Source organism: Thermoanaerobacterium sp. RBIITD, from assembly GCF_900205865.1.
In the GTDB taxonomy this organism is placed as follows: domain Bacteria; phylum Bacillota; class Thermoanaerobacteria; order Thermoanaerobacterales; family Thermoanaerobacteraceae; genus Thermoanaerobacterium.
Genome location: NZ_LT906662.1, coordinates 1,416,908 through 1,432,003 on the forward strand (window position 1 = coordinate 1,416,908; position 15,096 = coordinate 1,432,003).

Consider the following 15,096-nt stretch of genomic DNA (forward strand, 5'->3'; position numbering starts at 1 on the left):
ACACATTTTAATTATAACATTGTTCCATGTGGAACAAAAGATAAATATATCATGGGTGATAATATATTATTTTTTTGGTATTTTTATTTTAAATTCAATATAATCATCTTCATTCTGTTCAATATATTCGGCATCAACACCTGATTTCTTCATTATCGTTATTGCTTGTTTAATTGTATTTACAAAAATTCTTATATCTTTATAAAACTTCATCATTTTTTTCTTTTCTTGTTTCTTATCCTCATCCATTGTTATTTTATTTATCATATCCTGAACAATTTTTTCTGTTTCTTTCACATTACACTTCTTTTTAATAATTGTATCAATTGCTTTCTTTTGTAATTCTTCATCAGGTAACCTTAAAAGAGCTCTTGCATGTCTTTCAGTTAAATTGTTTTCTATAAGCTTGCTTTTTATATAATCATTTAATTTTAGAAGCCTTAATTTGTTTGCTATTGTTGACTGGCTTTTGCCAAGCATCTCTGCAAGCTTTTCTTGTGTTAAATGATGGTCATTTATTAAATTATTATATCCTTCGGCCTCTTCTAAGAAATTTAAATCTCTCCTTTGAAGATTCTCAATTAATGCAATTATAGCTGAATCTTCATCATATGCATCTATTATTATAGCTGGTATAGTTTTTAAACCTGCGAGCTTTGATGCCCTCAATCTTCTTTCACCTGCAATAAGTTCATATGAATTTCCATTTACAACTCTGACACTTATAGGCTGAATAACTCCATAAGCTTTTATTGATTCGCATAATTCCTGTAAGTTTCCTGTATCAAATATTCTACGAGGCTGATATGGATTCGGTCTGATTTCATCTATAGGTAAGTTTTTTATCTCTTGCTGCTTTATTGAAACCATTAATAACACCTCTTAATAAAAATAATCTTATTATTAATTATAAATATATATTCGACATATATCTCTAAATTCCTCCTTATCTTCCATTAAAATCCTGTTAAATTTTTTTAAAATGTAACAAACATTATTATCTATATAATTAGATTAGTTATTTTTTCAAAGGTATAGTGGATTCTAAAATTAATATTGTAAAACCTAATAAGCACCATTTAAATATAATATATTAAATAAAGCTACAATGCTTATGCATATTACCTTATTCGAATTTACGCAATGCAATTTTTTATTTTTGATCTTTTGAATATATTGTAAAATATAATGAAATTTATTGTGTATGACAAAGTACCAGCTAATATATTAATCCAAATCATAGTAATAATACACACCTTTCTACTATTACAAATATTATGGTTCTTGAATGAGTGAGAATCAAGTGATATTATGAAGAAAAGTTTTTATTATATGAATTATGAATTTAATACATTTAAATATACATCTGGAACATTAATATAATTATTATTAAATCCTTCATAAATAAGCTTAGCAAGGTTCTCTGGATAAACTTCATAATTATTTAATTTACATATATCAATCCATTTAACATCTTTTATTATTTGTTTATCTTTGGATATATCTGGATCACTTCCGATAATAAGATTACCGCCAATTATTGTGCTATTAAAATATGTAACATAATACATGTCAAATTCTTGTAAATAACAAACACCATTAACTTTTATATCATAACCAGTTTCTTCTTTACACTCTCTAATGGCAGCATCTACTGTTGTCTCATTCTCTTCAACTCTTCCGCCAGGGAAGATCCAAGCACTATCATCACCAATTTGATGTTTTACAAGCAATACTTTATCATTTTCTATTATAACTACTCTTGATACCAGTAAACATGCTCTAAATTTATTCATATTAAAATTATCCCTTCTTAAAAAATAATGTTTAATATTCATATTTCATAGATTTCTCTTTATTTTTATTCATAATGATATATATTATAATCTCTTTATAATGGTTTTGTTTCTATGGCTTTTGGTTTCCTCGGATATTTTATATCAACCAAATCATATTTTTTAATTACTATTAGTTTATGTAATATATCTGTATATGGTAAATTTATATCTATTATGTCTTCTATTTCGCTATTTAAGATTTTTAAAGCGTTATAAGATGCATATATTTCTTCTTCTACATTTGGTCCTTTTAATGCAATAAAATAGCCATTTTTCTTTACAAATGGAAGACAATATTCACATATCACATTTAAACTAGCAACAGCCCTTGCTAAAGCTATATCATAATTTTCTCTCAGTAAACTATCTCTACCTAGGTCTTCAGCTCGTCCATGTAAAATATCTACATCTTTTAACTTTAGATATGATTTCAACTCATTAAGGAATATTGTTCTTTTTTTTAATGAATCAATAATTGTCAGTTTAAAATTCTGAAAGACAATTTTTACTGGTATTGATGGAAAACCAGCACCAGCTCCTATATCTATGATTTTTTCATCTTTCTTTATTTTCCCGCTTTTAAATACAGATAGACTATCTAAGAAATGCTTTATCACAACATCATGCTCTTCTGTGATAGCCGTTAAATTCATCTTATTATTCCATTCTATTAGCAAATTATAATATCTATCAAATTGTTCCACATGGAACATATCCATGTGGATTCCTAATAATTCTGCACCTTTTAATAAGATATCTTTATTTTTTCCTTCCATATACTATCTCCTTGCTTGTTGAAGATATATAAGAATAACCGATATATCCGCAGGTGAAACACCAGAAATTCTCGATGCCTGTCCAACAGATGTTGGCATTATAGCTTTTAGTTTTTGCCTTGCTTCTATGCTTATACCTTTTATATCATCATAATTTATCCAGGAAGGTATTCTTTTATTCTCTAAGGATTTAAATCTCTCTACTTGCTGCAATTGCTTTTTTATATATCCCTCGTATTTTATATTGATATCAATTTGTTCCGCAACATCTTCCATTATATTATCTGGTCTTCCATTATCTATTATCTTTGATGAATGATAATCGATATCCGGCCTTTTTAATAAATCATATAATGTAATACCCGTTACAATTAATGAACTACCTTTTGACTTTAAATATTCATTAACTTCCTGACAAGGTGTAATCATCAAATTTTTTAATCTTTTCATTTCATTCTCTAATTGTGTCTTTTTTTCCAAATATCTATTATATCTAATATCATCTACAAGTCCTACTTTCCTTCCTTTTTCAGTCAATCTTAAATCTGCGTTATCTTGTCTTAATAATAACCTATATTCTGCTCTTGATGTAAGCATCCTATATGGTTCATTTGTTCCTTTAGTCACAAGGTCATCAATAAGTACACCTATATATGCTTCAGACCTGTCAAGTATCAATGGTTCCTTATTCATTAGCTTCATTGCTGCATTTATACCAGCTATAAGTCCTTGTGCTGCTGCTTCTTCATAGCCCGATGTTCCATTAACTTGACCTGCAAAAAATAATCCAGATATTGTTTTTAGTTCGAGGTTTTGCCTTAACTGTGTTGGATCAATACAATCATATTCAATTGCATACCCTGTCCTCATAACTTTGACATTCTCAAGACCTTTTATTGTCCTTAAAAATTGAATTTGCACATCTTCCGGCATACTTGATGACATACCTTGTACATACATTTCATTTGTATATAATCCTTCTGGTTCAATAAATAGCTGGTGTCTTTCTTTTTCAGGGAATTTAATAACTTTGTCCTCTATTGAAGGGCAATACCTTGGACCCACACCTTTTATCATGCCGCTATATAATGGTGATCTATTTATATTTTTTCTTATTATTTCATGAGTTTTTTCATTTGTATATGTAAGCCAACAAGGAACCTGTTCTATATTTATCTCATCGTGCATAAATGAAAATGGTTTTATCACATCATCACCTGGCTGTATCTCCATTTCATCAAAATTTAGAGATTTTTTATCAACTCTTGCAGGAGTTCCTGTTTTAAACCTCATTAACTTAATATTAAGCCTCTCGAGAGATTTTGATAGCTCATTTGCAGGAAATAATCCATTCGGCCCACCGCTGTAACTTACATCTCCTATAATAATCCTTCCTCTAAGATATGTTCCTGTCGTTACAATACATGCCTTACATAAATATTTTGCACCAGTTTTTGTTATAACGCTCTTTACCTCATCATTTTCTACTTCAATGTCAACTACTTCTGCTTGCTTTATATCTAAGTTCACTTGTTTTTCTAATGTATATTTCATATTAAATTGATATCTCTTTTTATCTGATTGAGCTCTTAATGCTCTTACAGCCGGTCCTTTGCTTGTATTTAATGTCCTTTCCTGTATCAATGTTTCATCTGTATTAATCCCCATTTGTCCTCCAAGAGCATCTATTTCCCTAACAAGATTTGACTTTGCTGGACCTCCTATAGCTGGATTACACGGCATTAGAGCAATTGAATCCAAATTAATCGCAAAAGCAACTGTCTTAAGACCTAGCCTTGCTGTTGCAAGTGCCGCTTCACAACCTGCATGTCCGAGTCCAATTATTGCGACATCATAACAACCTGCATCGTATACCATATAAACACCTACTTTCCTACACAAAATTTTGAAAACACTTCATTTATCAGATCTTCATTGGCTGTTTCCCCTGTAATAAGACCAAGATTATCTATCGCCGAATTTAAATCTATCGAAACAAAATCTTCTGTAAGGCCTTTATTTATTGTATCAAGGCATGATAATAAATTCTCCCTTGCTTTATATAACGCGTCTCTATGCCTCATATTCGTCAACAAAAACTCGTCATTTGATAATCCATTTTCAAATACCATGTTGTATACTGTATTTTCTAATATATCTAGTCCTTCGTTTGTTTTAGATGATATTTTTATATATTTACTATTTGATATTTTACGTATTTCTTCTATATTTATATAAGAAGGTAAATCTATTTTATTCACTACATATATCACATTTTTGTTTTCAATAATATTTAAAATATCATAATCTTCCTTCTCTAATGGCCTTGAATTATCAAATACAAGAATTATAAGGTCTGCATTATTGATTGCTTCTTTGCTTCTTTCAACACCTATTTTTTCAACAACCTCTTTAGTCTCTCTTATTCCAGCCGTATCAATTAGCTTAATTGGTATTCCTCTAATATTAAGATACTCTTCAATTATATCCCTTGTTGTACCAGGTATATCTGTAACTATAGCTCTATTTTCATTTAATAAAGCGTTAAGCAATGATGATTTGCCCGCATTTGGCTTTCCTATAATTGCTGTATTAAGACCTTCCCGAATTATTCGACCTTTTTCCGATGACTCTATAATTTTATCAATTTTAAATATAGATTCTTTTATTCCATTTACTAATTCGTCATCCTTAAATAACTCTACATCTTCATCAGGAAAATCCATAAGTGCAAAAATATGTGCTATAAGCTTAACAAGGTCATTTTTTATCTCTTCTATGCGGTTTTTTATACTTCCTTTTAATTGCATCATAGCATATTTATTTGAAAGAGATGTTTTAGACCTAATTATATCAATTACTGCTTCTGCTTGTGACATGTCAATTCTACCATTTAAAAAAGCTCGTTTTGTAAATTCCCCTGGTTCAGCAAGCCTTGCACCATTTTTTAATACGAGTTCAAGAATTCTTTTTGCTGGTATATATCCACCATGACAGTTTATCTCAACTACATCTTCTTTTGTATATGTGTTGGGACTTCTCATGACATTTACAAGCACTTCATCATATATTTCACCATTATCTTTTTCATATATAAACCCATAATGTACTGTATGACTTTTCACATTTTTTAAATCAATATTTCTTTTTGATTTAAAAATATTTGATATGATTTGTATTGCATTTTTTCCGCTAATTCTAACGATGCTTATTCCTGCCTCACCAACTGCTGTCGATATTGCAGCGATTGTATCATCTATCATATAACCACCAAACTTTCTAACTTAAATATGATAATATATCACAATAAAATTATTTTCAATAGAAAAAGAAAAAATACCCACTTACGGGTATTTATTTCAGTGAAATTGTAACTCTTCTATTGGGCTCTTCACCTTCGCTGAAGGTTTCTATATCCGGATCATCCTGAAGTGCTAAATGAATTATCCTTCTCTCATTGGCATTCATCGGTTCCAATGTTATGCTTTTGTTTTCTTCTTTTACCCTTCGTGCAATTTTGTTTGCCAAATTAATCAATATTTTCTCTCTTTTTTCACGGTAATTTTCTGCATCTATCAGTACTCTCTTATGAATTCCCTCGTTATTTTTTTTATTTACTACAAGTGATGTTAAATACTGAAGGGAATCCAAAGTCTCGCCCCTATAGCCAATTAATAAACCAACGCTTTTACCCTTTAGATTTATCAGTATATTGTTGCCCCTTTCTTCCACATCATACTTTACATCGATATCCATTAAATTTATTATTCCATCTAAAAACTTTTTTGCACTTTCCTTTAATATATCTTTAACAATTATTTTAACAATTGCCTGTTTTCCAAGTAAACCAAGAAATCCTTTACTGCCCTCATCAATTACCTCAATATCCACCATGTCCCTAGTAATATTCAATTCGCTTAAAGCCGCACCAATAGCATCATCAACTGTTTTTCCCGTTTTTATTATTTCCCTCATTCAAAGACTCTCCCTTCATAGATACGGTAGGTCTTAAGAAGAAATATTGCTGCAATATCTGAAATATGTTGCTTGTAACCCAATATATTCCTACACCTGCCGGTAGCGAAACAGTAATCCAAATCATAAAAGCCGACATAATTAAATTCATAGACTTTTGATTACTGTCTGTCTGTATCATTGCAGACGAAATATATGTCGTCACACCTGATAAAATCGGCAATATATAATATGGATCTCTGCTTGAAAGACTTTTTAGCCATAAAAAAGATGCAGTATTAAAATCAGGATAAGTTCTCAACATAGTAAATAATGGCCACAAAATAATTAGTGGTAGTAACATTGGAAGACATCCACTCATAGGATTTACATTTTTTTCTTTGTATAATTTCATCATTTCTTGATTTAATTTTTGTGGATCTTTTGAATATTTTTTCTTTAACTCCTCTATAAGTGGATTTATTTCTTTCATCTTTCTCATCGTTCCCATTTGCTGAACATAAAATGGCAAAAGAACAAATCTAATTAAAATTGTAAATATAATTATAGCAATCCCATAATTTCCGACAAAACCATATATAAACTTCAATAGCTGGCCAAGGTACATACCAATAGTTGCCATTTCAAACCTCCTAAACTATTTTACTGGATCATATCCACCAGGATTAAATGGATTACACCTTATTATCCTCCAGATAGCCATTAATCCACCCTTAAAAATACCATATTTTTTTATAGCATCTATAGCATATTGGGAACAAGTAGGATAAAACCTGCAAGATTTTGGCTTCAATGGGGATAAAAATTTTTGATAAAATTTTATTAAATATATAAAAATATACCTCATTATTTATTCACCTTCACAAGAGGTGTCTTTTTAATCAGTCTTTTCATTGCATTTCTTAATATATAATAGTCTGCCTCAACAATTTTATTCCTTGCAATAAAAATAATATCATAACCTTTAACTAAATCAGCATCTATTTGTCTAAAATTTTCGAATAATAATCTTTTATAGCGATTTCTAACAACACTTTTTCCTATCTTTTTACTTACGGAAAAACCAACTCTATTTATATTCATATTATTCGAAATGTAGTACATTACAATGTATTGATTTGCAAGAGATTTACCGTTATTATATATATTTTTAAAATCTCTTCTTCTTTTAATTTTTATCATATCTATACAATATAAACCTCCGATTGCAAAAAAGGCCTAATAAAGGCCTTCCTTATGCTGTCAACTTATGTCTACCTTTTCTCCTTCTTCTTCTTAAAACATTACGACCGTTTTTTGTAGACATCCTTTTTCTAAAACCATGTTCCATTTTTCTATGCCTAACTTTTGGCTGATGTGTACGTAACACGACAACACCTCCTAATACCTTCAAAATGCTAATAAGATTATATCGTTTATTTATAAACATGTCAATAAATTAATCTATCATTGTTGTTATTAACAACTTAAGAAGATTTATTCATATGTTGTTGATAAATTTAATTTTTTTATTGATAATATGTTAATAATTTGATATCATATAATCGATATTGTTAATAAGACAGATTTTTTATGCCCAAAAATATTCAGTTATTCACAGATTGTGTATAAATCTGTGAATAACTTGTTATTATTTCAATATGTTTCTATTTTTAATTCTATATTTAAGGTTTTATAAGCCTTTTTAGATATATATTTTTAATAAAATTTTATACACAGCATATTAATAACTAATAAAAATGCGTAGTATAAAAATTTTTATTTGATTATTTAACAAGATATATTAACATGTTAAATATATCAACAATAATTACTTTCACTTAATTAACAACTTGTTCATATTGTGTAGGAGGTCAAAAAATGTATGATGATTGTTTCGCACTCTGGGACGCTATATTTGAAAAACTTAAAAGTGAACTAACATCAACTAGCTATACAACATGGCTTGTTCATTTAAAACCCGTAGCACTTATAGATGATATATTAATACTTTCAACAGTAAATGTATTTACAAAAAATATTATAAATGGAAGATATTTAAATGTAATATATGAAGCTGCTAAAGCCATAACAAATAAAAACATCGAAATTAAGATCGTTTCAGAAGATGAGGAAGAATACAAGAAAATAAAAGAAACTATACAAGATAAAAATGAAAAAGAAAAAGCCGTTTCAAATATGTTAAACCCTAAATATACTTTTGATACTTTTGTTGTTGGTAACAGTAATAAATTGGCACATGCCGCATGCTTAGCTGTAGCACAATCACCCGCAAGAGCATACAATCCACTATTTATATACGGCGGCGTTGGTCTCGGTAAAACACATCTAATGCATGCAATCGGTCATTTTGTGTTAGAACACAATAGCAATACAAAAATAATGTATGTTACATCAGAGACATTTACAAATGAATTAGTTAATTCAATAAAAGATGATAAAAATGAAGAATTTAGAAGTAAATACAGGAATATGGATATACTCTTAATTGATGATATACAATTTATAGCAAAAAAAGAAAGGACACAAGAAGAATTCTTCCATACATTCAATACGCTTTATGAGGCTAATAAACAGATTATCGTATCCAGTGATCGGCCACCAAAGGAAATACCAACATTAGAAGACAGACTTAGATCACGATTTGAATGGGGTTTAATAGCTGATATTCAGCCACCTGATTTTGAAACAAGAATAGCTATATTAAAGAAAAAAGCTCAAAATGAAAATTTAAATATACCAGATGATGTCCTTACATATATTGCTGAAAAAATTCCTTCAAATATAAGAGAATTAGAAGGTGCATTGATAAGAATTGTTGCATTTTCATCTCTTACAAAAGCAAATATAGATTTAGATCTTGCTAAAGATGCATTAAAGGACATAATATCAAACAAAGTTAGAAAAATAACTGTAAAACTCATTCAGGAAGAGGTTTGCAAATATTACAATATTAAATATGAAGATTTTATTTCAAAAAAACGGACAAAAACAATTGCATTTCCAAGACAGATCGCTATGTATCTTGCAAGGGAAATGACTGATTTATCATTGCCTAAAATAGGTGAAGAATTTGGCAAAGACCATACAACAGTTATACATGCTTATGATAAAATATCAACCGATATAAAAGATGATGAATCGCTTAAAAATCAGATAGAAGAGTTAAAAAAGAGAATTAAAGGTTTTTAACATATCCACGTTGATATGTTGTTGATAACATTAATGTTTTAGAACTTGTTAATATTGTTGATAAAATTTTATAATAGTATATAAGTTATTCACAGCTTATAGTAAGCTTTTATCTTTATTTAAGGGCATTTTTGCACAAATTAACAGGTTCTAATACTACTACTATTATTATCTATTATATTCTTTTTTATAATAAAATATGCTTAAAAGGAGCGAAAATTTTTTATGAAATTTTCTTGTGATAAAAATTCATTATTAGATGCCGTAAATAAAGTTATAAAAGGGGTTACCCCCCGTACTACCCTCCCTATATTGCAAGGTATACTAATAAAATCCTTTGATGATAAAATATTGATGTATTCTACAGATATGGAGATCGGTATAGAATGTAAACTTAATGCCAAAATTGAGGAAAGTGGAAGTATTGTTGTATCATCGAAAGTCTTCTCAGAACTTGTAAGGAAACTTCCAGATGACATTGTTTATTTTAATTCAGATGAAAATAGCATAGTAAATATTAAATGTGGCTTATCGGACTTTACTATATCAGGTAATTCTTCAGATGAGTTCCCCGAAATTCCTGAGATAATAAAGGAAATGACTATTAAGATTAATCAGAACATTTTAAAAGACATGATAAGACAGACGTCTTTTTGTGTTGCACAAGAAATGACAAGACCTATATTGACAGGAATACTTTTGGAAATAAACAAAAATCAAATCAATATGGTGGCACTTGATGGATACCGCATGGCATTAAAAAAATATACATCAGATGATGTATTATTAAAAGACTATGACAATTTTAGTGTTGTTATACCGGGTACTACGGTAAATGAGCTTATAAGAATCATGAGCGATGATGATAGTATTGTTGAAATTTCTTTTACAAATAACCAAGTATTATTTGAAATGGATGATACTAAAGTTATATCAAAGCTTTTAGAAGGGAACTATATGAATTATAAAGCGGTATTGCCGAGGGATTTTAAATTAATTGTGAATGTTGGTAAAGATGATTTGTTAGGTGCAATAGAGAGGGCATCATTACTTGCATCAGGAAAAAATAATTTGATTAAATTTACTTTTAATGAAAAAGAGCTTGTTATATCATCAAATTCTGATAAGGGTAAGATGTTTGAAAAAGTAAATGTTGATATAGAAGGAAATTTAATAGAAATTGCATTTAACTCGAGATACCTATTGGAGGCTTTAAGGGTTATTGATTCAGATAAAATAAAAATGAATTTAATAAATAGCATTAATCCAATGATAATAACACCTGAAAAAAATGAAGATTATATATATATGGTATTGCCAGTCAAATTAAATGGTTGATAATTGAAAGGATTGTATAAAATGGAAGAGATTAAAATTAACACTGATTATATAACACTCGATCAATTTCTAAAATATGTCGGAATTGTTGAAACAGGTGGTCAAGGAAAACAAATGATATTAGATGGACTTATAAAAGTAAATGGCAATATAGAACTTAAAAGGGGTAAAAAACTTCGTAAAAATGATATAGTAAATGCTATGGGGAAAGAATACATCATAAAGTAAGCATTTCTAAATTTCTTTATATAAGTCTTTTGCTTTTTACATTTAATTAAGCGAAAGGATAAGGAATAAGTGTATTTAAAAGAACTTATTATAGATAATTTTAAAAATTTAAGACATCAAAAGGTGAAATTTTCAAAAGGTATAAATGTTATATATGGTAAAAATGCCCAAGGAAAAAGTAATTTATTGGAGTGTATAAGGATTTTAAGCATTGGTAAATCGTTTAGAAATAGCAAAAATAAAGATATGATAAATTTTAATAGTGATTATTACTATATAAAAGGTATATTTGATGTTGATACAGAAGATATGGTAATAGAGATGGGTTATAAAATGAATCAAAATAAGATAATTAAGCTTAATAATAATAAAGTAAAAAATATTTCTGAACTTGTTGGAAGTACTTTAACGACGGTCTTTTCACCAGAAGATTTAAATATAATAAAAAATAGCCCATCTATAAGGAGACGCTATATAGATACTTCAATATCAATGATAAAAAGAAATTATTTATTCGACCTCTTACAGTACAATAAAGTCCTTAATAACAGAAATAAAGTTTTAAAAGACATAAAATTTAAAAATAATAATTTAAAGCTTCTTGATATAATGGATGAACAGCTTTCAATATATGGTTCTAAGATAATATTGTATAGAATGCAGTATATAAAAAACCTTAATATTATTGTTAAAAAAATATTACATGATATATCAAAGGAAGATGTTGATCTTAAATATTCAAATAATGTAATTGAAGCTACAGAAGAATTAAATGACATAAAAAAAGCTATTAATAATAAACTTAAATTTAGTAGAGAGATTGATTTAAAATATGGTGATACGAAGTATGGACCACAAAGAGACGATATAAAGATATATATTAATGGCCATGATTCGAGAATTTATGCATCACAAGGTCAACAAAGAACTATTGCATTATGTCTTAAACTTGCGGAACAGGAGATAATAAAGATGGAAACCCATGAAAATCCAATACTTCTCCTTGATGATGTTATGTCTGAATTGGATTCTAGTAGAAGAAGCTATATTTTAAATAGAATTAATGGAAGTCAAACCTTTATAACACATACAGAAAAGGACGATATAAAAGGAGATAAATACTTTTTAATTTCTGATGGAAGCATAATTTCGGAATAAGGAGGTAAATATGTACGTTCATTTAGGAGGTAATATAGTAGTACCTGATAGTGAGATAATAGCTGTTTTTGATATTAATGTTAAGACAATGTCTAAAGATACAGGTGACTTCTTGCGAATAGCTGATGAAGAGGGATTTATAGTAAAGATATCCGAAGAAAATCCGAAGTCATTTATAGTTACTGAAAGAGATAAAAAAAGCATAATATATCTTTCGCCAATTTCCTCATTTACTATAATAAAAAGAGCCTTAAAATATGAAGAATGAAAAATAGAGGTTTTTAAGCCTCTATTTTTTAACAAATCTTTTTATAATTGCGTTCTGTGTTATGTGTTCAAAAGAATCATCAAGCGGATCAATTTCTTTTTTACCGTATTTTCGGTTTATGGCACTTTGTATAAGGATATCGGCAAATTCCGGGTTTTTCGGTAGAACAGGTCCGTGTAGATACGTTCCATAGGTATTTTTGTACATAGCACCTTCCATATGGTCTTCGCCATTATTTCCATTTCCAGATATTACAATTCCTAAAGGCTTTATATTTTCTAAATACGTCTTTCCAGAATGGTTTTCAAACCCTACCATTTTAAATTTTTTTCCATTTAAATCTGCTTCTATTATTACATTTTCGATCATCCTTCTATTTCCAGCGACGGTATAAGCATCTAATGCACCGATTCCAGGCAATTTATTTCCTGTACCAGTTTTGTAGTATTTCCCGAGCAATTGATAACCACCACAAATGCTTAAAACTGTGAGGTAATCATTTATGGCAGCTTTTAAATTCTTTGCTCTTTTTAATGTTAGGTCGTCGCTTACAATTTTTTGTTCTCTGTCAGATCCACCGCCGAGAAATAGTATATCCACATCTGTAAAATTAGTCTTCGTATCAACCATTATTGGTTTTACTTCAACATCAATACCTCTCCATTCACATCTTCTTTTTAATGTTAATATGTTGCCCCTGTCACCATAAAGGTTTAAAAGGTCTGGGTACATGTGTCCGATTACTAATTTCATTTTTTAACACCTCTTGACCTCATATAACTATTTACTTCATGCAACGATGTATAATTCGGAAGGATTGCAATAAGCTCATCTTTTGTGACTAATGGTATATAATCGAGGGCTTTTTCAATGGAATTTATTATCTTTATTTTTTTTGGGTCAACTCCGGCATATTTAAGTCTTAAAGCCATATCCTCTGCCCTCAAGCCTGATGTTACAACATTGTTTATAGTTGTATGTGATACAAAATTTTCAATATCAACATCCCAGAGCCATGAAACATCTCTTCCATCTGCGTAATTATCATTTATCGCAATTAAGAGGTTTAATGGTTTATTTATTTCCCTCAACATGTTTAAAGTGCTATCAAAGCCTATTGGATTTTTAATGAGGTTTATAATAACCTTCTTATCGTTTAAGTATGTTGTCTGTAACCTCCCTGCAATTGGCTTATAGTTTAATAGGCCCTTTTCTATGTCATTTAAAGGTACATCAAGTAATAGATTTACTGCAACAGCTGCCATTACATTATAAACATTATAAGCACCTGTGAGATGACTTTTTATCTTAATAAAATTATTTTTATATTTTATCTTAAATGATATGCCATCTTCGCTAAAATCAATATCCAATGCACCAAAGTCAAGGTCTGGTCTTGTTTTACCACAGGAAGGACAGTAATAATCCCCCAATTGTCCGTAGAAAACCTCTCTATATATGTATTTTTTACCACAAACGGGGCAGTATTTCTGTTCAAAAGCAGGCGATAATTTGTAACCCCTGTTTAGATGATCATATATGCCGTAATACATTACTTTTAAATTTAAACTGTCACCTATAGCTGCTGTAAATGGTTCATCGGCATTCAATAGCAATATTGTATCATTTGGCAACTTATTTAAAGATTCTTTTACTTTTTTTATCGTTGTATCAAGCTCACCATATCTATCAAGCTGATCTCTAAAAAAATTCGTTATAACGACAATCTTAGGCTTTATATCATTAAGTATTAAAGGCATATTCGCTTCATCGATTTCGAAAACTCCCATATCTGCATCAACTTTACCCAAAGTACTGCTATCCTTTATGAGTACTGTAGCAATACCACTTAACATATTAGCACCTTCTCTTTAGCACCTTCTCTGTTGTGAACAACTTTTTTCTTCGATGCTTTTAAAATACTTGCAATAAGTCCAGATGTAGTTGTTTTTCCATTTGTACCTGTTATTGCTACTTTCTCGTTTTTAATACCGTTAATCAGATCTTTTATTATATTAGGACATAATTTTAGAGTAAGTTTTCCTGGAAGTGACGTTCCACCCTTGCCTGTTATTTTACAAGCTAATAATACTATTTTACCAAACGTAACACCTAATAAATCCAAAATAACACCACCTTAACGATAAACCCTATAATATATTAAAATTATTCCCATTTGACATAAGTAAACTTTTATTTTAAGTATATTATATAACAATGCAAATTTAAAATGAAAAAATTTACCTTAAATTTTATTATATTATTTCAATATTTATTCAAAATCGTATTTTCTTGTATAAAAAATAAAAAAATGATACAATAA

Annotated in this window: 18 protein-coding genes; 5 read left to right on the forward strand and 13 right to left on the reverse strand. The window is 29.0% G+C overall.

The window, feature by feature from the left end:
* Positions 1 to 66: 66 nt before the first annotated feature.
* The 10 genes from noc to rpmH form a co-directional block, all read right to left on the reverse strand.
* On the reverse strand, positions 67 to 870 hold the full coding sequence (gene noc, locus CPG45_RS06545; RefSeq protein WP_096231165.1) for a nucleoid occlusion protein: 804 nt from the start codon (positions 868 to 870) through the stop codon (positions 67 to 69).
* Between the two features lie 467 nt (positions 871 to 1,337).
* On the reverse strand, positions 1,338 to 1,796 hold the full coding sequence (locus tag CPG45_RS06550) for an NUDIX domain-containing protein (protein WP_096231166.1): 459 nt from the start codon (positions 1,794 to 1,796) through the stop codon (positions 1,338 to 1,340).
* Positions 1,797 to 1,891: 95 nt separating this feature from the next.
* Positions 1,892 to 2,614 carry a 16S rRNA (guanine(527)-N(7))-methyltransferase RsmG gene (gene rsmG / locus CPG45_RS06555; RefSeq protein ID WP_096231167.1) on the reverse strand — a complete coding sequence of 241 codons (723 nt, stop codon included), beginning with the start codon at positions 2,612 to 2,614 and terminating at the stop codon, positions 1,892 to 1,894.
* Positions 2,615 to 2,617: 3 nt separating this feature from the next.
* Entirely contained in the window at positions 2,618 to 4,492 is a 1,875-nt protein-coding gene (gene mnmG, locus CPG45_RS06560; protein ID WP_096231168.1) for a tRNA uridine-5-carboxymethylaminomethyl(34) synthesis enzyme MnmG, read from the reverse strand.
* Positions 4,493 to 4,500: 8 nt separating this feature from the next.
* Positions 4,501 to 5,877, reverse strand: coding sequence for a tRNA uridine-5-carboxymethylaminomethyl(34) synthesis GTPase MnmE (gene mnmE, locus CPG45_RS06565; RefSeq protein ID WP_096231169.1), 1,377 nt, complete (start codon positions 5,875 to 5,877; stop codon positions 4,501 to 4,503).
* 91 nt (positions 5,878 to 5,968) lie between these two features.
* On the reverse strand, positions 5,969 to 6,589 hold the full coding sequence (gene jag / locus CPG45_RS06570; RefSeq protein ID WP_096231170.1) for an RNA-binding cell elongation regulator Jag/EloR: 621 nt from the start codon (positions 6,587 to 6,589) through the stop codon (positions 5,969 to 5,971).
* A complete protein-coding gene (locus CPG45_RS06575; RefSeq protein ID WP_096231171.1) occupies positions 6,555 to 7,211 on the reverse strand; it encodes a YidC/Oxa1 family membrane protein insertase in 657 nt (218 codons plus the stop codon). The genes jag and CPG45_RS06575 overlap by 35 nt, the downstream gene beginning before the upstream one ends.
* Before the next feature lie 15 nt (positions 7,212 to 7,226).
* Entirely contained in the window at positions 7,227 to 7,436 is a 210-nt protein-coding gene (yidD, locus tag CPG45_RS06580) for a membrane protein insertion efficiency factor YidD (RefSeq protein ID WP_096231172.1), read from the reverse strand.
* Entirely contained in the window at positions 7,436 to 7,771 is a 336-nt protein-coding gene (rnpA, locus tag CPG45_RS06585) for a ribonuclease P protein component (RefSeq protein WP_096231173.1), read from the reverse strand. Before rnpA ends, yidD begins: the two co-directional genes overlap by 1 nt.
* A gap of 52 nt (positions 7,772 to 7,823) precedes the next feature.
* A complete protein-coding gene (rpmH, locus tag CPG45_RS06590) occupies positions 7,824 to 7,958 on the reverse strand; it encodes a 50S ribosomal protein L34 (protein WP_096231174.1) in 135 nt (44 codons plus the stop codon).
* Between the two features lie 491 nt (positions 7,959 to 8,449).
* Here rpmH and dnaA point away from each other — a divergent pair, with 491 nt between their 5' ends.
* The 5 genes from dnaA to remB all read left to right on the forward strand — a co-directional run bounded on the left by dnaA (position 8,450) and on the right by remB (position 12,773).
* Positions 8,450 to 9,781 carry a chromosomal replication initiator protein DnaA gene (dnaA, locus tag CPG45_RS06595; protein ID WP_096231175.1) on the forward strand — a complete coding sequence of 444 codons (1,332 nt, stop codon included), beginning with the start codon at positions 8,450 to 8,452 and terminating at the stop codon, positions 9,779 to 9,781.
* A gap of 225 nt (positions 9,782 to 10,006) precedes the next feature.
* A complete protein-coding gene (gene dnaN / locus CPG45_RS06600; protein ID WP_096231176.1) occupies positions 10,007 to 11,119 on the forward strand; it encodes a DNA polymerase III subunit beta in 1,113 nt (370 codons plus the stop codon).
* Positions 11,120 to 11,140: 21 nt separating this feature from the next.
* Entirely contained in the window at positions 11,141 to 11,347 is a 207-nt protein-coding gene (locus CPG45_RS06605; RefSeq protein ID WP_096231177.1) for an RNA-binding S4 domain-containing protein, read from the forward strand.
* A 69-nt stretch (positions 11,348 to 11,416) separates the two neighbouring features.
* Entirely contained in the window at positions 11,417 to 12,505 is a 1,089-nt protein-coding gene (gene recF, locus CPG45_RS06610; protein ID WP_096231178.1) for a DNA replication/repair protein RecF, read from the forward strand.
* A 10-nt stretch (positions 12,506 to 12,515) separates the two neighbouring features.
* Entirely contained in the window at positions 12,516 to 12,773 is a 258-nt protein-coding gene (gene remB, locus CPG45_RS06615; RefSeq protein WP_096231179.1) for an extracellular matrix regulator RemB, read from the forward strand.
* A 21-nt stretch (positions 12,774 to 12,794) separates the two neighbouring features.
* Here the strand turns inward: remB and CPG45_RS06620 are convergent, their stop codons facing one another.
* From CPG45_RS06620 to CPG45_RS18465, 3 genes are read right to left on the reverse strand one after another with little or no spacing between them, the layout of a single operon-like run.
* On the reverse strand, positions 12,795 to 13,526 hold the full coding sequence (locus CPG45_RS06620; protein WP_096231180.1) for a type 1 glutamine amidotransferase: 732 nt from the start codon (positions 13,524 to 13,526) through the stop codon (positions 12,795 to 12,797).
* Positions 13,523 to 14,629, reverse strand: coding sequence for a MurT ligase domain-containing protein (locus CPG45_RS17455; protein WP_255405150.1), 1,107 nt, complete (start codon positions 14,627 to 14,629; stop codon positions 13,523 to 13,525). The genes CPG45_RS06620 and CPG45_RS17455 overlap by 4 nt, the downstream gene beginning before the upstream one ends.
* A complete protein-coding gene (locus CPG45_RS18465; RefSeq protein WP_255405151.1) occupies positions 14,623 to 14,898 on the reverse strand; it encodes a Mur ligase family protein in 276 nt (91 codons plus the stop codon). Before CPG45_RS18465 ends, CPG45_RS17455 begins: the two co-directional genes overlap by 7 nt.
* Between the last annotated feature and the right edge of the window lie 198 nt (positions 14,899 to 15,096).